At 37.3% G+C, this 23,156-nt stretch carries 18 protein-coding genes; 4 read left to right on the forward strand and 14 right to left on the reverse strand.

The features are described from left to right. Nucleotides 1-72 precede the first annotated feature (72 nt). Both NAG76_01065 and NAG76_01070 read right to left on the reverse strand, forming a co-directional pair. Nucleotides 73-969, reverse strand: a complete 897-nt coding sequence (locus NAG76_01065; protein URN94879.1) for a cation diffusion facilitator family transporter — start codon at nucleotides 967-969, stop codon at nucleotides 73-75. Nucleotides 970-1,209: 240 nt separating this feature from the next. After that, nucleotides 1,210-2,835, reverse strand: a complete 1,626-nt coding sequence (locus NAG76_01070; GenBank protein ID URN94880.1) for an ATP-binding cassette domain-containing protein — start codon at nucleotides 2,833-2,835, stop codon at nucleotides 1,210-1,212. Between the two features lie 448 nt (nucleotides 2,836-3,283). On the opposite strand from NAG76_01070, the gene NAG76_01075 reads away from it, so the two are divergent. Continuing rightward, nucleotides 3,284-4,426, forward strand: coding sequence for a virulence factor (locus NAG76_01075; protein ID URN94881.1), 1,143 nt, complete (start codon nucleotides 3,284-3,286; stop codon nucleotides 4,424-4,426). 129 nt (nucleotides 4,427-4,555) lie between these two features. Here NAG76_01075 and NAG76_01080 read toward each other — a convergent pair whose 3' ends face one another. The 3 genes from NAG76_01080 to mutY form a co-directional block, all read right to left on the reverse strand. Beyond that, nucleotides 4,556-5,782 (reverse strand): hypothetical protein, encoded by a 1,227-nt coding sequence (locus tag NAG76_01080; protein ID URN94882.1) that lies wholly within the window; start codon nucleotides 5,780-5,782, stop codon nucleotides 4,556-4,558. Between the two features lie 136 nt (nucleotides 5,783-5,918). Next, entirely contained in the window at nucleotides 5,919-6,554 is a 636-nt protein-coding gene (locus NAG76_01085) for a bifunctional 4-hydroxy-2-oxoglutarate aldolase/2-dehydro-3-deoxy-phosphogluconate aldolase (protein ID URN94883.1), read from the reverse strand. Between the two features lie 4 nt (nucleotides 6,555-6,558). Further along, nucleotides 6,559-7,818 carry an A/G-specific adenine glycosylase gene (gene mutY / locus NAG76_01090; protein URN94884.1) on the reverse strand — a complete coding sequence of 420 codons (1,260 nt, stop codon included), beginning with the start codon at nucleotides 7,816-7,818 and terminating at the stop codon, nucleotides 6,559-6,561. 163 nt (nucleotides 7,819-7,981) lie between these two features. Between mutY and NAG76_01095 the strand changes: the two genes are divergently transcribed. Further along, nucleotides 7,982-8,365 carry a cytochrome c gene (locus NAG76_01095; GenBank protein ID URN94885.1) on the forward strand — a complete coding sequence of 128 codons (384 nt, stop codon included), beginning with the start codon at nucleotides 7,982-7,984 and terminating at the stop codon, nucleotides 8,363-8,365. 60 nt (nucleotides 8,366-8,425) lie between these two features. Here NAG76_01095 and acpS read toward each other — a convergent pair whose 3' ends face one another. The 5 genes from acpS to NAG76_01120 all read right to left on the reverse strand — a co-directional run bounded on the left by acpS (nucleotide 8,426) and on the right by NAG76_01120 (nucleotide 15,073). After that, nucleotides 8,426-8,824, reverse strand: a complete 399-nt coding sequence (gene acpS / locus NAG76_01100) for a holo-ACP synthase (protein URN94886.1) — start codon at nucleotides 8,822-8,824, stop codon at nucleotides 8,426-8,428. A gap of 1 nt (nucleotide 8,825) precedes the next feature. After that, nucleotides 8,826-11,897: an EAL domain-containing protein gene (locus NAG76_01105; GenBank protein URN94887.1), complete on the reverse strand. Its 3,072-nt coding sequence runs from the start codon at nucleotides 11,895-11,897 to the stop codon at nucleotides 8,826-8,828. A gap of 174 nt (nucleotides 11,898-12,071) precedes the next feature. Beyond that, the gene (gene nadE, locus NAG76_01110) at nucleotides 12,072-12,884 is read right to left on the reverse strand and encodes an ammonia-dependent NAD(+) synthetase (protein ID URN94888.1); all 813 of its coding nucleotides are present in this window, start codon (nucleotides 12,882-12,884) and stop codon (nucleotides 12,072-12,074) included. 3 nt (nucleotides 12,885-12,887) lie between these two features. Continuing rightward, the gene (locus NAG76_01115; protein ID URN94889.1) at nucleotides 12,888-13,322 is read right to left on the reverse strand and encodes a BrxA/BrxB family bacilliredoxin; all 435 of its coding nucleotides are present in this window, start codon (nucleotides 13,320-13,322) and stop codon (nucleotides 12,888-12,890) included. A 71-nt stretch (nucleotides 13,323-13,393) separates the two neighbouring features. Further along, nucleotides 13,394-15,073 carry an ATP-binding protein gene (locus NAG76_01120; protein ID URN94890.1) on the reverse strand — a complete coding sequence of 560 codons (1,680 nt, stop codon included), beginning with the start codon at nucleotides 15,071-15,073 and terminating at the stop codon, nucleotides 13,394-13,396. 359 nt (nucleotides 15,074-15,432) lie between these two features. On the opposite strand from NAG76_01120, the gene NAG76_01125 reads away from it, so the two are divergent. Then, entirely contained in the window at nucleotides 15,433-16,701 is a 1,269-nt protein-coding gene (locus NAG76_01125; GenBank protein ID URN94891.1) for an NAD(P)/FAD-dependent oxidoreductase, read from the forward strand. Nucleotides 16,702-16,962: 261 nt separating this feature from the next. Here NAG76_01125 and NAG76_01130 read toward each other — a convergent pair whose 3' ends face one another. From NAG76_01130 to NAG76_01145, 4 genes are all read right to left on the reverse strand, one after another. Beyond that, nucleotides 16,963-17,307 carry a hypothetical protein gene (locus NAG76_01130; protein ID URN94892.1) on the reverse strand — a complete coding sequence of 115 codons (345 nt, stop codon included), beginning with the start codon at nucleotides 17,305-17,307 and terminating at the stop codon, nucleotides 16,963-16,965. A gap of 98 nt (nucleotides 17,308-17,405) precedes the next feature. Then, entirely contained in the window at nucleotides 17,406-18,902 is a 1,497-nt protein-coding gene (xylB, locus tag NAG76_01135; protein ID URN94893.1) for a xylulokinase, read from the reverse strand. Nucleotides 18,903-19,303: 401 nt separating this feature from the next. Then, nucleotides 19,304-20,617 (reverse strand): xylose isomerase, encoded by a 1,314-nt coding sequence (xylA, locus tag NAG76_01140; protein URN94894.1) that lies wholly within the window; start codon nucleotides 20,615-20,617, stop codon nucleotides 19,304-19,306. 399 nt (nucleotides 20,618-21,016) lie between these two features. Further along, on the reverse strand, nucleotides 21,017-21,598 hold the full coding sequence (locus tag NAG76_01145; GenBank protein ID URN94895.1) for a DUF4352 domain-containing protein: 582 nt from the start codon (nucleotides 21,596-21,598) through the stop codon (nucleotides 21,017-21,019). A 321-nt stretch (nucleotides 21,599-21,919) separates the two neighbouring features. Between NAG76_01145 and NAG76_01150 the strand changes: the two genes are divergently transcribed. Next, nucleotides 21,920-23,086, forward strand: coding sequence for an ROK family protein (locus tag NAG76_01150; protein URN94896.1), 1,167 nt, complete (start codon nucleotides 21,920-21,922; stop codon nucleotides 23,084-23,086). Nucleotides 23,087-23,156: the final 70 nt, after the last annotated feature.

The following is a 23,156-nucleotide window of genomic DNA, read 5'->3' on the forward strand; positions in this document are numbered from 1 at the left end:
CTCAAAATATTACCTGCATTTACCATTACTTTTGAATCATAAATTATATCCATTAAATCTTATTTCCTGTATTTATATGTTATATTCATCATTATTATTCTTTTCTTCTAATGGTTCTACATGCACATTTACATTGAGAATATTATGTTTTTTGAATAGTCTACGTTCGATTTCGTCGCATATCGTATGACTCTCAATAAGTGATAATTCTGGATCAACCTGAACGCTAACTTCTACAAGCACATTATTACCATGAACTCGTGCCTTCAGATCAGTAATCTCACATACACCTTTCGTATTTGATACCGTAGTATGAAGTTTTTTCAGTACTTTCTCATCGATACCATCGGTTAGGGCATGTGTAGATGTTGTGAAAATTTCCCACGCTGTTTTACAGATAATAATACCTACGATTAGAGCTGCCACTGGATCTAACCAAGGCATATTCAGTTGCGCCCCAAAAATACCGACCGCAGCGCCAATACTTACTAAAGCATCGGATAAATTATCTTTCGCTGCAGCTCTTAACGCTTGATTGTTAATCTTTTGAGCCAGTCGATTATTGTACATATATACTGCTACCATAACAATTGCTGCTCCTATGGCAACCCAAGCAGTTAATATATTGGGTGTATGATATTCACCTTTAACCATGGTACGAATTGCATCGATAAGTACTTGAATCCCTACAGTTGCCATAATGAATGAAGCAACTAGAGCTGCTATCGTCTCTGCACGAAAATGTCCATAAGGATGATCTTCGTCCGGTGGTTTCTGCGATATTTTCAATCCAATCAATACCGCAATTGAAGCAATGATATCTGTTAGATTATTATATCCGTCCGCAACTAGTGCACCTGACAAGAAAGTATAACCTATCATAAGTTTAATCGACGAAAGAACTAGGTACGACGCAATGCTAATCCATGCACCTTTTTCGCCTTCTTTTATTTCCTCATACTGCGTCAACGCGTGATACCTCCTGATCTGTTCTTCAATCCACTAACGTATCATACACGATACAACTAATGTGGGTCTACAGAAACAGTGTTGACCTAATGCGGAACTTTATGCCCCAGTGCAACAAGTTATGATGAATCCAACATTGTGAGTCCCACTAAAAACCTCAACATCTATATAAATAAGCATAAAAAAAGCCTCTGACAACCTAGATATAGAATAACTAGGTCATTAGAGGCTTATTTATTATTAAAGAGTACCACCGTACATTTTTTCACGAAGTTCTTTAACCTCAGCATTTTCAAGATACTCATCGTAAGACATTAAACGATCGATTACACCGTTAGGGGTAAATTCGATAATACGATTCGCTACCGTTTGAACGAACTGATGGTCATGTGATGTAAATAGAATTGTACAATCCGTATCCATCAAACCATTATTTAAAGCTGTGATGGATTCAAGGTCTAAATGGTTCGTTGGCTCATCCATAATGAATACGTTAGCACCTTCAAGCATCATTTTAGAAAGCATACAACGAACTTTTTCTCCCCCTGAAAGCACACTTGCTTTCTTCATAGCTTCATCGCCGGAGAATAACATACGACCTAAGAAACCACGAAGGAATGTTTCGTCTGGATCTTTGGAATACTGACGTAACCACTCAACTAGGTTCATATCAACATTATCGAAGTATTCGGAGTTATCTTTCGGGAAGTAGCTACGAGTTGTCGTAACTCCCCAAGAGAATGTACCAGCATCTGGCTCGCGCTCACCAGAAATCGTTTGGAAAAATGCTGTTTTCGGAAGGCCGTTAGGACCTACGAAAGCAATTTTATCGCCTTTGTTAATAGCGATCGTCAAGTTATCAATAACTTGTTCACCATCAGCTGAGATCGTAAGACCTTCAGTCATTAACAAATGCTTCCCAGCTTCACGTTCACCTTTGAATTGGATAAACGGATATTTACGATTGGAAGGACGAATATCATCAAGTGTAATCTTTTCAAGCGCCTTTTTACGAGACGTTGCTTGTTTAGATTTCGACTTATTCGCACTGAAACGTAAAACAAACGCTTGAAGCTCTTTAATCTTATCTTCTTTTTTCTTATTCTCGTTACGCATAAGAGCAAGAGCCAATTGACTAGACTCATACCAGAAATCATAGTTACCAACATACATTTGAATTTTACCAAAGTCGATATCAGCAATATGCGAACACACTTCATTCAGGAAGTGACGGTCATGGCTGACTACAATTACAGTTCCTTCATAGTCTCCTAGGAAGTTTTCTAACCAACGAATAGATTCAATGTCAAGGTGGTTGGTAGGCTCATCCAGCAACAGAATATTAGGTGAACCAAATAGTGCTTGTGCAAGCAATACGCGAACTTTTTCACTACCATCAAGTTCAGCCATTTGCTTGTAGTGACTATCTGGACCAATACCTAGACCATTCAACATTTCAGCAGCTTCAGATTCAGCTTCCCAGCCGTTCATATCAGCAAATTCTGCTTCTAATTCTCCAGCACGCATGCCATCTTCATCAGTAAAATCAGCCTTAGCATACAATGTATCTTTTTCTTTCATTACATCGTAAAGCTTTTTATGACCCATAATAACTGTTTCAAGCACTTGGAATTCATCATATGCATAATGGTTCTGACTCAATACTGCAAGGCGTTCACCTGGTGTAATGTGAACATCACCTGATGTCTGTTCTACTTCACCAGAAAGTATTTTAAGGAAAGTTGATTTACCTGCACCGTTAGCGCCGATAAGACCATAACAGTTACCAGGAGTGAATTTAATACTAACATCTTCAAAGAGCGCACGCTTACCAAATCGTAGCGTGATGCCACTTGTACTAATCATTACGTAATCCCGTCCTTCATTATCATTCTCGTTATCTCAGACTATTATAGCATAGTCTCAACTGTAAAAACGCCGTTTTCCATGAATTTTCTTATTCATTGTTCATAATTTACGGAAATCGCTTTATTAATACGTCTATATTTTGATATTGTATAAATAACTGATACTCTTAAAGTGGAGATGCGGGTGTCGCTACAATAACCAATTGCTGTTCCAATCGGAGTCCGCTCCGAAAACTAATTGCTGTTCCAATCGCAAGTTGTCCTCGGATTTATTGGAATTAGCAATAGTGGTATAAATCCGAGGACAAAAACGACCGCTATCGCTTTTCCACTAGCAATTAGTTTTCTCCGCTTCAGTATATATGAGTAAGTTTTAAAATAATTTAACTTTTCATTCTGGTGAAGTTACACTCGGAAGTTAATGAAAAGTTTTAGGAGGAATAATTATGAAGTTGTTGTCCATTGAACCTACACCTAGTCCGAATTCTATGAAGTTGAACTTGGATGAATCACTACCTAGAGGTCGCAGACTTACTTATTCGACCAAAGAAGCAAATGAACTGTCTGAACCATATCGTAGTCTTCTAATGATTAAAGGAGTAAGAAGCTTATTTCATACAGTTGACTTTATTGCACTTGATCGCAAACCTGGAGCTGATTGGGCCGCTATCCTTGCTGAAGCTAGAAATATTCTACAAGCTGAGCAAGATCTAGGTGCAGCCATCGCTCAAGGTTCAACAGGTTTTGGAGAAGCACAAGTGCTTGTACAAATGTTCCGTGGGATCCCTATTCAAGTACGAGTTCGTACTGTCGATGGAGAAGTTCGTTCTGCTGTACCACAAAAATTCATGGATGCTGTTACGGAAGCTGCTGGATCGTCAATGATTCGTGAGCGGAAACTTGAAGAATTTGGTGTTCGTTATGGTGCACCTGAAGATATCGCTACTGAAATTGTTCAGGAACTTGAAGCTAGCTACACAAGTGAACGACTTCAAAGCCTTATAGAAGCTTCTCTTGCTATTGGTAGTGGCGATGACACTCCAATAGAGGTTGTAAGACCTTTACCACTCACTGGAGTAGAAGTATTAGAACAGTTACTTGAAGAAGAGTGGCAAGTACGCTATGCCGCCTTTGAACGTTATGTAATAGATGAAGATGCAGTCGAAGTGTTACAAAAAGCATTAGCAGATAGTAATGCTTCGATAAGAAGACATGCTGTTATATTACTTGGTGATCTAAAAACAGAAGAAGCGATGTCCTTGTTATACAAAGCACTGGCTGACAGTTCTCCATCTGTTCGTAGAACTGCTGGAGATACATTGTCTGACCTAGGTGATGTTGGTGCGATAGAGCCGATGATCGTCGCTTTAGCTGACAAAAACAAACTTGTTCGTTGGCGCGCAGCCCGCTTCTTATACGAAGTTGGAGATGAACGAGCATTGGATGCATTACAAGTAGCGGCCAATGATCCAGAATTTGAAATTCAATTGCAAGCTAAGATCGCAATTGAACGTATAGAGCGCGGAGAAGAAGCAGCTGGATCAGTATGGCAGCAAATGACTGCTGCAAGACAAAAAGAACAACAGTAAAAACTATAAGGATTTTGCCCATATATATATAAAGATCGACTACGTATAAATCGTTAGTCGATCTTTTTCGTTAACTTTAACTGATATCGTTTGAGGCGAATTACAGATTCACATACTATCGTCGATCAATTATTTATATTCAATCGTAATAGTGACAAGTAAATCTCCAACTTTGTTCCATTCTTGATAACTTATCCGGTAAGAAAGACTCTTGTTCAATGATTTAAAAGCTTTATTGGTGTCATCGACCAATTGATCTCCACCCGTATAGCGAAATTGTAACTCCGTCTCATTTTTCCCTACAGCATTCTTGACCATAGCTTTCAGCTGATCATAGCTCTCTATCGTATTACTTGAATCTTCCATGTGGTATCCTAATTGCTCTCTTGATTGTTGAATTGCAGTATAAGCTTCCGAAGAAGGATCCGCTTTAGCAAGTTGCTCATTCAGTAATTGTTGGTAGCTCATCGTCGCGATTGGATAATTAGCTTCCCATACATGGTCTTGTGCTAACTGTGTATCACTAACCAAAAAATATTTATAGGATACTTCATCTGCTGCTTGACCAATTGGATCATCCCATGTGAGATCAATTTGATACCATTGCCCATCGATTTTCACTAAGTTCCAAGCATGCTCTCCAGTATTAACACTACCTTCAACAATTCTAACGTCAAAACCAGCCTCACTAAAGAAACGATAACCTAATAAAGCATAACCTTGGCATACTGTTGTACCCTCAGTAATCGCTTCATACGCAGTATACTTCGTTAAACTCTGATCGTATTGGACATGTGTCACAATCCAATCATGGATTAATTTTACTTGCTCAAATTCAGAATGTTGATCTAACTCTAGTACATCAATAACCTGTTTTACATAACTAGTAACTTCCGCACTCATCTCATGACTTTCTCTGTAATCTACCCTTATGGTTACCTCGGATCGTGCCAAGCCACTACTCATAGTATAACCGTATGATGCCATCGTATATTTGACGTAATCATCTACATCCATAGCTTGCTGAAGCCAACTAGCAAATTGATTCTGAATGTCATCACCATTACCTCGAATGGTAATAGCAATTTCCGTACGACCTTTTGCAAGTTCATTCGCTATATATTGCACGATTCTTTCATTATCATCAGATGAGAGTTTCTCTTGACCTTCGCTACTAGAAGATGAAGATGTATCTACTTTAAGACCATCCTTAATAAGTAATGCTGTGTCATCGACTGTCGCTTGGATCGTAGTTGTAACTTGCTGTTTCCAGTCTTTATCGGCATTTTGCTCAAACCATTGGTAGCAGCCAATCGCAATTGCGATAATTACGACTACTCCGAATAGTTTTCTCATAAGCATCTCCCTCCTCAATCTTGAGTTGAATACTCGCTGTATGAGCACGATCAACAATACTCTCTTGATCCTATGACTTAATAATATGCTATGCTAAAGTTGGTAGCATGAACACTTTGCTTACAATATCTTGAAGTTATAATGTGGCAGCAAGCGAAGAAAAGGATTTTACCTGCTTCGTAATATCATCAAACTTACCCAATTTAGCATTTTCCAAATTAACTAGTTTCGTTCCCATGCCAACGGCATTAGCACCTGCTTCAAAGTATTGCCTAAAATTATTGTAATTAACACCACCAGTAGCAATAATAGGCACATCATTAATTGGGCCACGAATCTCGCTTAGATAATTCAAACCTAGCGAAGCCATCGGAAATAATTTAATTGCTTCCACGCCTGCCTTCATTGCTTGAATAATCTCAGTTGGTGTCATTACCCCTGGCCAAATCGGTATATTGTGCTGCTGTGCATATTGAACAACTTCAAGATCTAGATTAGGTGAAATAAGAAATTGAGCACCAGCAGCAACGGCTCGCTTCGCATGATCAACATCAATAACAGTTCCTGCACCAACATAGGCAACACCATCAAACATTGTACGCCATTGATGAATCATTTGTGTCGCACCTTCTGTATTCATCGTAATCTCCATAAATTTAACGCCACCATCGACAATTGCCTGACCTGTAGACATTGCATAGGAATCTTCGATACCTCTTAATATTGCAATTATTTTATGATCTAATAGTTCGTTAAGCAATTCTGATCTCATATTATCATTCACCTTTCTGTACCCAATATTGCTGAATGACTTTCAAAAATAAATTGGGAAACGGAAGAGTTTTCATATCTGCTTCACTAATAAATCGATATTCACGCTCTAAAACCGCGTTGCTCGTGTACTGTTCACTTTGTTCTGCTACCTGATGTTCAGGATTCCACTGTGCTGAATTGATCTGATCTGAATGCATCTGTGCTGCTTCTGAATTCCCCTCTATCTGTGATACTAAAGAACTCTCATCCATATCTGCCTTGTAGAAACGCATCTTCCAACGAATATGACTAAAAATATGCTCTTCGTCACTGTACCATTCATATGGTCGTACAAGCAGCTTCTGGTCCGTATAAATTGCTGACGAGATAGCTTCACCTAGTACAGGCTGTTCTTTCGGTTCGGATATAAATAATGGCGAGGCACTACTCTCATCAATAAGTACATGTGGTAATTCCCACATCCCAGCAAGTAATCCTTCAGCAGGACGTTGACGAATAAGAATCTTGCCCTCATTCTCTCCAGTTCCTTCAACTATTGCAGCAACTCTATGCTCAACTCTAGCTTTTTTAGCTTTTGTCTTAATCGGTATTTCTAGTTCTCTACCTTGTATTCTTGCTTCGCAATGCTCCATAACTGGACAAATTAGACAACTAGGCGATTTTGGGGAACAGATTAGAGCTCCAAGCTCCATTAGTGCTTGATTGAAATAACGTGCTTTGCCCTCTGGAATCATCGTTACAACTAATTTTTCTATATTAGTTCTTGTAGATGCTTTTGCAATATCATCTTCAAGCAAGAAAAATCGTGATAAGACACGCATAACATTGCCATCTACTGCAGGTATAGGTTCATTGTAAGCTATACTCATTATAGCGCCACAAGTGTAAGGCCCTACACCTTTCAACTTAGCTACTTCCTCCACATTTGTTGGCACTTGACCATTATATTGTTCCATGACCATACGTGCCCCCGCTTGTAAATTTCGAGCGCGAGAATAGTATCCTAATCCTTCCCAGCATTTTAACACTTCATCTTCCGGTGCCTCTGCTAACGCTCGGACAGTAGGAAACTTCTCCATAAATGTATTATAATAAGGGATTACTGTATCTACTCTAGTCTGTTGTAACATAATCTCTGATACCCAAATGCGATACGGATCATGATTTTTCCGCCAAGGTAAATCGCGCTGTATATGAAAATACCACTCTAGTAAGTCTATTCCGTATTTTTCTTTTTTCTGTTCAACAGTTAATATTGTCATGTAATGTACTACCTTCCCTTGTCTTATTGCACTAGTATTCAACTATAATCTATATAAGGTAGCTCAAAAAGCAGACTTTCATTTTATTTATTATATCATTTCTAGTAAAGCTATGCTTCCCAGGTACTTCTAAGAGGACATGAAAAATTTAAGGAGGTTAGTAATGAAACCAGCAATTACTATTATTTCTGTAGTTTGTGCCATAATTGGCATTAGTTATTTTCTAACTGCATGTGGAGGGTCACAATCTTCAAATCCGAGTTCTACTCCTTCAAATGGGGAGCAACAAACTTCCGATCCTATTTCACTTTCATCTGCTTCAAGTGATGTACAATCGATTTATAAAGCTCGATGTATTAACTGTCATGCTACTGATCTTTCTGGAAAAATGGGAGAGCGAACTAATTTACAACATATCTATGTATCAAGTAGCAATGAAGATATTGTTGCAACGATTACGAATGGTGGAAGTATCATGCCAGCGTTTAAAGATGTTCTATCTGAACAAGAAATCAATTCATTAGCAACTTGGTTATCTAATCAATAACGTCTTAACAATTTGTAAGGGGTACACTAGAAGATCGTCTTCTAATGTACCCCTTATATATTACAGTCTATGTTCAACAACGACAAACGCTGAAGCAAGTTCTCGCTCATGTGTTATGGATACATGAATTTCTAGATTCATGTTTAAGTAGCCTAACGCTTCAATTGCTGTTGATGAAACTGTGCAAGTTGGCTTTCCATTACTACTACGCATCACTTGAATATCATGGAATGATAGCTTGGATCCAATTCCACAGCCAAAAGCTTTACTTACTGCTTCTTTCACAGCAAAACGACCTGCAACATATTCAACTTTACGTAACTCACCTACTGTATTACCTAGCTCCTCGAATTCAAGTTCGGTAAAAATACGACGTAAAAACTTCTCACTGAGCTCTCCTGTTAGTATCTTTCTTAAACGCGAAAGTTCCGTCATATCATGACCTATGCCAATTATCATTCTAGCTTGCTCCATCCTTCTGCTCTTGGTTGTACAACATATTTAATAATACGGATTTATTAGGTAGAAAATGAACAATCTCCTCTTTGCTGATTGGTCTACTAATATAATACCCTTGAATGTAATGACAACCTAATTCGTCTAATAACTCTAATTGTGTGCTGTCTTCTACACCCTCAGCAACGATACGTAAATCAAGGCTTTTTGCAATATTTATTATTGCATTTACAATTTTATATCCCTTATCATCAGTTACCATTTCCCGTACAAAACTTTTATCAATCTTCAAAATTTCAATCGGGAAGTTTTTCAATACAGATAATGATGAATAACTAATACCAAAATCATCTATTGCTACGGATATACCAATTTTTCTAATCTCTTTAATTACATTCAATACAATATGAGATTGATCTATAATCGTAGTTTCTGTAATTTCAAATGTCAGATGAGCAGGATTCATCCCTGTTTCCTCTAATATAGCTCTTACTGAGGACAAAAATTGAATAGACTTCAACTGTAGCCCCGAAATATTAATCGATATTTTGATCGGGTCATAACCTTGTCTAATCCATTCCATCCCTTGTACACAAGCTGCACGAATGACCCACGCTCCAATAGGAACAATTAACCCAACAGATTCTGCAATAGGAATGAATTTGTCTGGAGATAGAATGACACCACTTTCAGTCCGCAAGCGAAGTAGTACCTCTATCCCATATATACGTTTTGAGCGTGCATACACTTGTGGTTGATATACTAGCATAAACTGATCATTAGCAAGTGCTTCACGTAATATTTTTTCCATCTTACGCTTATCTTGTTGGAAATTAATCATATATGGCTCATATCTCATAAAATTATTTTTACCGTTATGTTTCACTTGATATAATGCAATATCCGCTTTCTTCAACAAATCATCGTATTCTTGTCCGTCACTAGGATATAAACTAATCCCCACACTAACTGATAGGTTGATATCACGATTCATACCTACAATTCGCTCTGTAATAGACTCAGATATTTCTGCGGCAAATACATCAATCTCGTCAACATGCTCATATTGGAATAGGATTACGAATTCATCTCCACCAAAACGAGCTATATGATCGCCTGGTCTAATACAACGTGTCAGCACATCAGAAAGTGTTTCTATTATATCATCGCCAACATGATGACCATATAAATCATTAATTAGCTTAAAATTATCAATGTCCAACACACATAATGCAAATTCACGACTGCCGTCATGTATGACTTGCTTTATTTCCTCGTAGAACCTTCTTCTATTAACTAGACCATTTGATAGTTCCTCTATATCATTATTATTTCTTAATTTAGATATATCTCGGATTGAACCAATTAATTTCTGGATATTTCCAATATGATCTCGTGTACTTTCAGCGCTAATAATAGCATAGTAATATTGTCCATTATTAATTTGAATTCTTAATTCTGTATAGAATGGTTTATTATCACGAAAATGCTCATAGAAATGTTTCTTGAGATGACTTACATCATCGGGATGGACGAATTCTTCTAAGCCTAGTAATGTTGTTGGCTTCACTTGAAAACTAAGATTTCGATTCAGCCATACTTTCTTCTTATCAAAGTTCACTTCAAATAAGATATCATCACTTAATCGGGTAATGACATCTTGCCGTTCAGACAGCTCTTGATGTTGTTTCCTAAGTGTTGCGGATTCATCTAGTAATGCAAGTCTATCAAATGTGTTAGCTACTATATCAAAAAGATGTACTATTCTCATATATTCAGAAAAACGCTGCTCTGTCTTACTATGAGATGTACCAAACGAAAGTAAGCTCCAATTATTTTGTGTTAGTCGATAAGGAAGTACATAGACAACCTCATTATCTGATTTCAGTTGTTGTGATGAAAATATTGGAGGGTTAGCGGGAAGTGTATCATATTCCTTCAGATTAATATGTTTTAATTCATTTTTCCGAGTGGTAAAATTAAAATATTCTTTCATTACAAGATGAGGTTGGCCCTGAGTGTTATAACCTTGTTGCCCTGTAATTGAACCCCAATTAAAATAATTTTCTAGTAAATCAGCAATATCTCGAATCCTCTTAAATTGGTAACTTAAAATATATCTGTTAAATTCATAGTTTACATTATTTTCATTGCGAAGAGCGTTAATGTGATTCACATATTCGAATTGTACTGTAGTACTCTCTTTACTATTTTTATTCTCTTTGATCTCTTTAACTTCACTAACATCCCCGTCGTCACAACCACATGATTTACGTGTAATAAGTGTACAATCAATAACATCTAGTTTAAATGGTTGAGGTTGATCTATACGATTCACTAAATTTTCCACTGCTCTCATCAATACAAGATCTAAATTTTGTTGGATGCTTGTAATAGGTACTTCAGAGTAACGCGCAGTAGTAGAATTATCAAAACCGATTAAAGCAATATCTTCTGGTACACGATATCCTTTTTCAAGTAATCTATCTATCATGCCAAACACGCACATACCCGTACTTACTAAGGCAGCTGTTATCGGGAATTTTTCTTTAATAATCTTCTCGGCCATTTGTTTACCACCGATTACGCTCATATTATCAGAATCAAATATATAATTAGAACGAACTTCTAAGCCTAGTTCGTTCATAGCTGACAAATAACCTTCATATCGATATTTCATATCGTCCATGTTCATACTTCCTAAGTAACCGATTTTCGTATGACCATGTTTATGTAAATGGAAAATCGCTTCTTTAGCAGCCTGCTTATTATTTACAACGACCATCCCACTATTCATATTCAACTTTCGAATATCTTTGGCAACCGTTACAACAGGTTTTTTATATACTTCTTCTAACTGCTTCAAAAAATGATCTTCAACTGCGAAATTAACAACTAACCAACCATCTACTCTTTCCATTCCAATTGGAACATCAAAGTACTTACCGCCTGTTCGAATTACAATTAAATTCACATCAAGTTTCCTAGCAGCAACTTGAATGCCTTCGATTACATCTGTATAATAATTTCCACCTAGAAAAGGAGTTAAGACGCCGATTGTTCGTTGACGTTGCATTTATTTTCCTCCTTTTACCCCCATAATATTTCTAATATTAGTAAGAAGTATAACATATTATGTAAGGCTAATATATACATTTCATGAATTGAGAGAAAATAATGAAAGCGTTTCAATAACTTTTTGATATGAAATAAAAAAGCCTATCGCTAATTATGCGATAGGCTCTGTCATCTAAATCCCTGGGATAAGGGATCTTTTATGTTCTGTTTTTAAGTATTGTTTCTCAAGTTTTTCACGTACATCATCTGGAATTTGTTTACCTTCCAAATAATCACTATTATGTTCGTACGTAATACCAAGCTCATCCTCATCAGTTTGACCATGCCATAATCCAGCAGTTGGTGCTTTAATAAGTACAGCTTCTGGTACACCAATAAATGCACCTACTTGGTTGACTTGACGCTTATTCAAGCTACTAAGTGGCGTAATGTCTACCGCTCCATCACCCCACTTGGTATAGAAACCAGTGACAGCTTCTGATGCGTGATCAGTACCTACAACAAGTAAGTTCATGTCAAATGCTAGTGCATATTGAACGACCATACGAGTACGAGCCTTTACATTACCTTTGCCACCGCGGCTAATATGTTGATGTTTTCCGATAGATTTGAACGCATGTTCAACTTCTAATGAAATTTCATCAACCGCTTCTTCAATATTTGTTTCAACTTTATGTGTAAGCTTGAATGCTTCTGCTACAGCATAGCTATCTGCAATATCAACTTGTTCACCATATGGTTGGAATACACCAAGTGTGATGTACTCTTTCCCAGTTTCGCTGCTAAGTTCGTCCGTAGCTTGTTTGCATAGTCCTACTGCAACTGCACTATCAAGACCTCCACTTATTGCGATTAACAAGCCAGTAGTCCCCGTATTACGTACATATTCTTTTAAGAAGTCGACGCGCTTTCGCACTTCTTCAGCAGCATTAATAGTTGGTTTTACACCAAGTCTCTCAATGATTTGATTTTGTAATGTACTCATTTATTAACCGCAAAATTTATCAAACGCTGCAGTCAAATCAGCAGAGATGTCAGCTGCAGAACGATTTTCAATACTGTGTCGTTCGATAAAGTATACCAATTCGCCATCCTTCATTAGCGCGATGGAAGGTGAAGACGGTGGATATGGAGAGAAATACTCACGAGCTTTTGCTGTTGCTTCTTTGTCTTGACCAGCAAATACTGTAAATAAATGATCAGGTGTAATCTCATGTTGAAGTGCATCAGCTACTCCAGGGCGACATTGACCTGCTGCACAACCACATACTGAGTTAATGACAACAAGTGCTGTTCCTTTTGCTGTAGGAAGATTAGCTTCAACCTCTTCTGGTGTACGCAATTCTGTAATACCAACGCTAGTAAGATCATCACGCATTGGTTGAATCATATCTAACATATATCTTTCAAATGACATGGACATCCATAACACTCCCTTTGTTTTTGTATCTGATTTCTATTATACCTTTGGAGCATGAATCAGCGCAACTCGAATCATGAGCTTAGTAGTCGCTTCTCTACCTGCTTCTCAAAAGGAAATAAAATTTGGAAGATCGATCCTCGATCTATATTATTGAGCACTTCTATATGAGTGTTATGACGTTTCGCTATATCAGCGCATAACGGAAGACCTAAGCCAGTTCCAGTACTCTTTGTTGAAACAAATGGCTCAAATATTTTAATTTTCATATCATCAGATAAGCCTGGACCCTGATCAGATACAGAGAGAAGTATTCCTTCATTACATATCTTCGTACTAATGTGCAAATGACCGTCTTGATCCATGGCTTCCATTGCATTACGAGAAAGATTTAACATAAGTTGCTTAATCTCACGTTCATTAATCGATATAGCAGGAAGTTGATCAGCTAATGTAAATTCCATCGTTTGACCTCTTAAGTTAGCATCAGCAAGTAATAAAGGATATAAATCATCAATAACTTTATTGATTTGTTGCAACTCCTTCTTCACTTCACGCTGTTGGGCTAAGGCAAGAAAATCTGAAATAATCGCATTCGCTCTATCCAGCTCTTCTATAATAATCCGATAATATTCATGTCCCTTTGTACTACTTTTTTCTTCAAGCAACTGTACAAATCCACGAATTACTGCCATGGGATTGCGTATTTCATGCGTAATACTAGCAGCCATCTGGCCAACTAAACTTAATCTATCCATATGATCAATTTCATGACGAAGTACATGTAGTTCCGTTATATCTTGAATAAATAAAGATACAGCTACAATCTGCTCATTGTCTTGTGAAAAGATAGGTAAAGCAGAATACATAAAGCAATTCTCACCATCAAATTGTGTAGTACTTGCAGCAATTCGGTTCATAAATACTTGGTTTACTAGTTGTGTTATCGAGAGAATTACTGATGTGGACAGTACTTCATCTAAATTCTGAATAGACCCCACCTGATTACTTACAGGACGAAGATTAGTATGTATCTCATAAGCTTTATTATTAGCATACATAATCTCCCCGCTAACATTTACATTAATTATTGAAATCGGGGAGTTTCTAATTACTTGAATCCATGTGTTAGACTCGTAATTAGCGGTGTAGTTCATTGATTGATAATAATTTAATAAACGATCTTGCCGCTCTTGTCTAATGAGTACCATAAATGAAAAAAGTATTGTGCAATAATATACAATTCCATATTTGATTTGATCCTGCCATAAGAAATTACTATGATATCTAATTTGAGCATCTAGACTTTGTACAGAAAGGAAAACGCATACCGTAGTTGCAACAGTAATACTACACAATACTAAAATAATTTTCCCTCTACTGTGTAAGGTCTGATACTTTGAGTGTACAGTGAAATTTACAATTGAAACTATAAATACATACGATGTAAAAAGTAAGAACTCTGATCCTGAAGTAAAATACAGTATGTGAAACAATACTCCGCAAACAGCTACCATTGCCAGAGAAAACCTACCTGCGTAAAGTCCAACAAAAAATAATGGGATAAGAGCAAAAGAATATTGATAATTATTAATATCTGGCATGAAGTGAGTTTCTAAGATGAAAGAGAATAGCGCAATTGCACTAACCGTTAATTTGCGTAAAGATTCGGAGTTAACATTCGTAGGATAGAAATACATATATGCAGCGGGTAATGCAGAAATAATAGCGTATAATACAACAGGATAGAACATATAAGAATCTCCCCTCAGCAAAATAACATCATTTATAGCTTTAGTAGATTTCTGCGGGCAATCATAGCATAGTACTTCTTCTATCTTGATCGGATATATTAATTTACATTTACATAGTGCGTAATAAGTTTATTCAGATTCAGATAATTCAAGAGGAATGGTTATATTATAGGGTATGTAAAAAAATACGTTCACATGCTGTCAATGCTTCGCCTATCTTCTCGATTTATGTTAATATCTAGTATACACAATTACAAGCATCTTTTGTGGATTTTTTTTACATATTTAGCCAGTATAATTATGTGCAATTTATTAGCTTTTTCGACAAGTCATAAATATAAATGAAAATGAGGATTAATATGTATTACGATATTATTATCATTGGTGCCGGTTCTTCTGGACTAATGGCAGCTGTAGCTGCAGGAAAAAATAGTACTAACGTCTTGCTATTAGATAAAGGAGACAAGCTTGGAAGGAAATTGGGCATCTCTGGTGGCGGAAGGTGTAATGTAACTAATGCAAAAGATATTGATGAATTAATCAAAAATATCCCAGGAAATGGAAGATTCTTGTATAGTTCATTAGCTACTTTTAGTAACTATGATATTATGAATTTTTTCGAATCTCTTGGTATAGCATTAAAAGAAGAAGATAATGGTCGAATGTTCCCGGTCTCGAACAAAGCAAAGTCGGTCGTTGATGCTTTAGTTGGAGAAGTTCGTAAGTTAGGAGTTCAGATTAAAGTAAATAGTCCTGTTGCTAAAGTCATTTACAAGGAAGGTAAAGTGGCTGGAGTGGAATTAATTACGGGAGAAATATATCATTGTCAGAAAGTAATTGTCGCTGTAGGTGGGAAATCAGTACCACACACTGGTTCGACAGGTGATGGATATGCATGGGCTGAGGAAGCCGGACATTCGATTTCCGAATTATTTCCTACAGAAGTTCCACTTGTGTCAAGAGAACACTTTATTGCAGGCAAAGAACTTCAAGGATTGTCCTTACGGGATGTCACTCTTTCTGCTTGGAGTTTAAAGGGAAAGAAACTGATTACACATCAAGGAGATATGATCTTTACTCACTTTGGAATTTCTGGCCCAATAGTCCTTCGTTGTAGTCAATTTGTTGTTAAGGAATTAATGAAGAGTACAGGCACACCCGTCCGAGTAACCGTCGATCTTAAACCAGAGTTAACCGTGCAAGAAGTTCATGATGAATCCTATTTACTGTGTCAAAGTGATGCTAAGAAGATGGTGAAAAACGTACTCAAATCATTCGTGCCCGAAAGAATGATTCCACTTTTGATGCGACGAGCGAATCTACATGAAGAACTCACTTTCGATCATATTCCAAAACAAGAATGGATTGAGTTAGCCAATCTTATTAAAGCCTTGCCTATCCGAATACATGATTCCTTATCCATTGAGGAAGCTTTCGTAACAGGCGGGGGCGTTACTTTGAAAGAGATTAATCCTAGCACATTGGAATCTAAATTCATGAGCGGATTGTACTTCTGTGGTGAAATTCTCGATATTCACGGATACACTGGTGGTTACAATATTACAGCTGCATTCACTACAGGCTATAATGCTGGACGTGATGCTGCCGAGAGTTTGATTTTACAATAGTAATAAAATAAACAGGCTATAGCACTTAGGATTGAAAAATCCTTCGATACTATAGCCTGTTTCTAATCTTTCACTTACAATGAAGGTTCAAAAAGCGTGCTTTCAGAATCGAGAAGATGACCCACAGCGAAAACGAGTAGCACAGCGTACGTTTTGTGTACGTGAGCACACGCAGGCTTTCGATGGGGGGCATATTCGATGCCGATTAAGCTTCCTACTTTACTTCGTTATCAAAGTTTGCTTTTTGAACTACCTCTATTGCTAATCGTACGCTGAAAAGGATGAAAGACCTTCAATAGTTGGTAGCTCTTCTTCTTGTGCAATTAAATCTTCATTAACTAGATATGCAGGAATTGAGATCGCATCTAGTCCATAGGCTGTTGAAGCAATTAACTCATCTTGAATATGAGACTGTTCAACTAAAGTGCCTCCATTAGCTTGCGTAATCTCAAGTGCCGAAGTGAGATCTTCATTAATTACATGAATATGTAACCTTGTTGCATCATGTAAAGAAGGATCGTAGCCAAGCTCTTGTAATAATGAAAAAGCATTTAACGTACTTTGTTCATCAGGAAAATCAAATACAATCGCAGTCGGCGATGACATACAAACAGCTCCTTCTATTGGACAAGTTCATTCCTAAGCTAAAGGCTTAAGGATATAACTTAGTTATCCAACAAGAAGGAGCTTTTTATACATATGAATTATCCACGGAATGGAAGTAATTGTTCATTAATTGAAACTGTTTGTACATAAATTTGCTGATAAATACGGAATAAATCAGCATATTGCTCCACAGCTTCAGCATTAGGTTCATAACTATCCGCATGCTTAACAAATTGATTCGCACATTCCTCTAAACTAGCGAACCATTCACAACCGTATGCTGCAAGCATTGCTGCACCTAGACCTGGACCTTGTTCATTCTCAAGTGAAACAACAGTAGCATTAAAAATATCAGCTTGCATTTGAAGCCAAACTGGATTTTGTGCTCCACCGCCGATAGATACAACTTTATCAACAACTTTACCTGCTTGACGGAACATATCTACCGATTCATTCAAGCTAAAAGTAATCCCTTCCATTACAGCCCGTGCAAAGTGAACACGTTCATGAGAACCATCAACACCAATAAAGCTTGCACGAATGTTAGCATCTGGATGTGGTGTACGTTCACCAACTAAATATGGTGTAAACAGCAATCCATTAGAACCAGGCTGAACTTCTTCAATTCCAGCTAGCATTTCGTTAAATGATTCATTAGCAGCAAATGTTTTCTTGAACCAGCTCAAACTGTAGCCAGCTGCAAGCGTAACGCCCATTGCGTAGAATGAATTTTCTTTACCATGATTGAAGAAATGAACTTTCCCTGCGAAATCTTTGTCTTTGTCGTTCTCATAAGAAAGAATAACACCTGAAGTGCCAATACTGCTTAGCGTTAACCCCTCAGATAAAATACCAGCTCCGATCGCGCCACATGCATTATCTGCTCCACCTGCAAATACTTTAGTCGATGCAGATAATCCAGATGCAGTAGCAACTTCAGGGAGAAGTGTACCAACAAGACCATGTGATTCTACAAGTGGAGGGCAGAAACTAGCAGGTAGATCGAATGCTTTCAACACTTCTTCGCTCCAAACTTTTCCAGCCACGTCCAATAGTAATGTACCAGCTGCATCGGAATAATCCATATGCAACTCTCCAGTTAAACGGTAACGTACATAGTCTTTAGGTAATAAGAAGATTGAAGCTTGATCAAATAATTCTTTCTCATGCTTACGAACCCATAAAATTTTCGGCAATGTAAATCCTTCAAGTGCAGGATTACGAGTTACACTAAGTAGAGTTTCTCCAAGAGTAGCTTCGATCTCACGGCACTCCGCAGTTGTACGAGTATCGTTCCAAAGAATTGCGTTACGTACAACTTCGCCAGATTCATTTAATAGAACTAAACCATGCATTTGACCCGAGAAGCTAATACCTTCGATAGTTGATGCATCAACACCATTTGCAGAAGCCACTTCATTCATAGCTTCAATTGTTGCAGTAACCCAATCTTCTGGACGTTGTTCACTGTATCCTGGACGGTCATGGAAAAGTGGATAGCTACGTGTAGCTTCCGCTGCAATATTACCTTTACGATCTATGAGCAAAGTTTTAACCGCACTCGTACCTAAATCAACACCAATAACATAGCTCATTGAATGTATCCTCCTAAAACTTTTTGTATCTTCTTGAAATGGCTTCCTAGCAGACGAAAAGTTACTTCTGAAGCATTGAGTTTGTCCGTAATTTCAGATAATGCTTCCTGAAACGAATTCTCGCTTCGGAAGCATTATCTGAACTATATATGTTACTCGGTTATCTTCTCATGAAGAGAAGTTAACTGAGCATTATAATTTATTTGGAATTTTGAATTTCCCTATTCCAATGAGGGTTTAAAAAGCGGGCTTTCAGCACCAAGAAGATGGAGCGCTACTTGAGGAAGGAGGAAACGCAAGTTTGGTACACGCGTACCGGACTTCCCAAGTTCGCTTCATCTTCGATGTCGAATATACTACGAAGTCAATCATCGTTATCAAAGTCTGCTTTTTTGAACTACCTATACGCTGTAGATCGCTTCGCTAAGTTGCAGACGCAGTCTCTCAATACGACCAGATCTGTTATCAACAACTGGGTTTGTTAAAGCGTGTGCTTCAAGAGCTTTAAGTGAAGACTTACCTGCAACAACATCTGCACCGATACCAGTTGTGAATGTTGCATAACGATCATCAATTAGGCTATCGAAAGTTTTTTCTTCGATAAGTTTCGCAGCAGCTTTTAGGCCCCATGCGAAGCTATCCATACCAGCGATATGACCTAGAGCAAGATCATCCATTTCGAATGAAGTACGACGAACTTTAGCGTCGAAGTTAACACCACCGCGACCAATACCGCCAGCTTTAAGAACTTCGTACATAGTTAGAGTTGTAGAATATAGATCCGTTGGGAATTCATCCGTATCCCAACCAAGTAGCATGTTACCTTGGTTAGCATCTAGAGATCCAAGCATACCGTTTGTTGCAGCTACACGGATTTCGTGTTCGAAAGTATGACCAGCTAATGTAGCATGGTTAGCTTCAAGGTTAAGTTTGAATTTATCTTGTAAACCATATTTTTGTAGGAATGCAATTGTAGTAGCTGCATCGAAATCATATTGATGAGTTGTTGGCTCTTTTGGTTTAGGCTCGATTAGGAATTGAGCATCAAAACCGATTTCATTAGCATAATCAATTGACATTTGGTATAGACGAGCAAGGTTATCAAGCTCAAGAGCCATATTCGTATTAAGAAGAGATTCGTAACCTTCACGACCGCCCCAGAATACATAGTTTTCAGCGCCTAGTTCTTTACCAACTTCTAGACCTTTTTTAATTTGAGCTGCTGCAAAAGCGTAAGCATTAGCATTAACAGCTGTACCAGCACCGTGAACATAACGAGGGTTTGTAAAGTTGTTAGCTGTGTTCCAAAGTAGTTTTTTACCTGTTTGTTTTTGGTAGTCTTTCAACATCGCAACGATTACATCGATGTTTTTGTTTGTTTCTTGTAGTGTTGCACCTTCAGGAGCGATATCTGCATCATGGAAGCAGTAGTAAGGAATGTTCAATTTGTCCATGAATTCAAAGTTAGCTTCAACGCGAGCTTTAGAGCGATCTAGACCATCAAATTTATCCCAAGAACGAATCATTGTAGCAGAACCGAAAGGATCTGTACCGTTAGCGTTAAATGTATGCCAATATGCAACTGCGAAACGAAGATGTTCCTCCATCGTTTTACCGAAAACTACTTCGCTTGGGTTGTATTGTTTGAATGCAAATGGGTTTTTAGAAGTTTTACCTTCGAATTGAATTTTATCAAAGCTAGTAAAATAAGTCATATAATGAATCCTCCTAAATTTTTTGTAACTTCTCGATAATCTTCTTAGTAAACAAAAGTAGCATCGGAAGCTTAAACCTAAAATAAATTAGTCTAATGATGAATGAATTTCTTACGAGATAATGACCTCAAAACATATAATTGAAATCGCTTTATCTTGTAACCTTGGTATTACAATAACACAGAAATACTTAGTTTGTCTATTAAATAAACTAAGTATTTCTAAATAAATTAATCTTCTAATTCAATCTCCTGAAATACATCCTTTACAGTTTCCAGACTTTCGATAAGTTGTTATATATGTTTACTACAGAATGATCTAAAAATGAAATAGGCTGGATTCTAGTAACACCGAATCCAGCCTATACATCAAACTTCATTTACAACTACTCATACATTATCATCTTAATTTAATTTGAGCTTTTTCTCCGTTATTATCAATTGATAACACAAGACTATCTTCTGTATCTGCCACAACATCTGGAACTTCAATGACTACAAATCCTGTTTTTGAAGATAACGGCTTCACAGTACTCTTACTCAAATCGCCATCTATCATCGTAGTAGTACTACCATACTCATACTCATCCTTATAAAGAGCTTTCATCTTTATACTACCGAGCATACCTGTAAACGTAGAAGATTCTTTTCCGTTATTCAGTACAGTGTAGTTCAAAACTATGAATTTATTTCCTTCTTCAGCACTAGAAGTAAATATATCATCGCTAACTTCTTTATTAAACTCGAATGAATCCAATGTTATATCCCATTCGCCTAATGTAAATTTATCTCCTTGAGCGTAAGAAGCTTCACTTTCATTTGGTTCCTCAGTTGGCTCAGGTGTTGGAGTAGTTTCCTCACTAGCATCAGGTGTAGGCGTTGGAGTTGCATTGGTACTATTATTATTTGGTTTAGTTCCTGCGCACCCTGATATAATAATAAGTGCGACTAATGTAATAATCATCAAATAAGTCTTTTTCATAAAATATGTATCCCCTCTCTTTTTATATATTTCTACATTTTACCACGTTTTGTGATATTTAGGGGGTGTTTTTGATTATTTCACCAATTTAACATAATTTAATTCAATTTATTAGTTTATGTATAAATTAATAAATAAAGAAAATTTCTTAAAGTTTATAGCGAATTTCTTAAGATCACACTGACAAGAAATGATAGAGTAATGCAAATAAATGCTCTACTCTCATGTAAACAAAACGTCAACACTTAGTTTGTCCATTAAATAAACTAAGTTTTATGCTATAATATTTTTAGAATCAAATCTACGGACGGAGGTTTCTCTTTGAACGCCAAATCTACAGGTGATCTTGCTCTAGTGAAGAAATTGAATTCTTATATTGTTTTGAGTTGCATTCGAAAATATGCTCCACTCTCCCGTGCTCAAGTATCTGAGCAAACTGGGTTAAATAAAGCTACTGTTTCTAATTTAGTAACGGAATTGATTGATCATAATTTAGTAATTGAGATCGGTCCCGGAGAATCGAGCGGTGGTCGTAAGCCAGTCCTTCTACTATTTAATGATAAAGCAGGATATGCAATTGGGGTCGACCTTGGAGTCAATTATATTCGCGGGGTGCTTGTTGAACTTAACGGGAATATTGTAAAGGAATACTACCAAAAACTTTCCAACCAGAAAAGAGAGCTAGCATTTGATTCGTTAGTTCAATGTATAGATACATTTATTAAGCAAGCTCCTGAGAGTCCTTATGGCATTGTCGGGATCGGTGTTGGTGTGCCTGGTATTGTGGATCAAAATGGAACGATTCTATTTGCGCCCAATATGAAATGGCGTGAAGTCCCACTAAAGCAAATGTTAGAAGAACGATTTGATTACCCTGTTATTATTGATAATGAGGCAAATGCTGGAGCTCAAGGTGAGCAGAAATATGGTGCTGGTAAAGGTATTCGCAATCAAATTTATTTAAGCGTTGGCTATGGCATTGGTTCAGGAATCATACTAGATAAAGAACTTTACAAAGGCACATCTGGTTTTTCTGGTGAGCTAGGGCATTTGTCCATCGATTTCAATGGAAAAGAATGTACTTGTGGCAATCTAGGATGCTGGGAACTGTATGCTTCTGAAAAAGCACTTTTAGAAGATGCTGCAGCATTTGGATTTGAAAATCTTGATGAATTGATACAAGCAGCCGAAAATGGCGATGATCGTGTCCTACAGTTATTTGAGAGGATTGGCTATTATCTTGGTATTGGAATCGCTAATATCATTAATACTTTGAATCCAGATAGCGTCATGATTGGTAATCGGATGAGTCGAGCTGCCGAGTGGATAATGCCATCTATTCAAAAAACCGTACAACAGCGTGCCCTTTCGTTCCAAACGGAACAGTTACAGTTTTTGTTCGCTGAATTACAAGAACAATCTGCAGTTAGAGGCGCTGCATACTATGCAATTGACCGCTTCTTCGAACAATTCAAAGCAATGCATTAATAGTCGTATGCAGAAAGGGGATGCCAACTTGTCATTGAAATATGACTAGTGAGCCATCCCCTTTTCATTT

Source organism: Candidatus Pristimantibacillus lignocellulolyticus, from assembly GCA_023639215.1.
In the GTDB taxonomy this organism is placed as follows: Bacteria; Bacillota; Bacilli; order Paenibacillales; family Paenibacillaceae; genus Pristimantibacillus; species Pristimantibacillus lignocellulolyticus.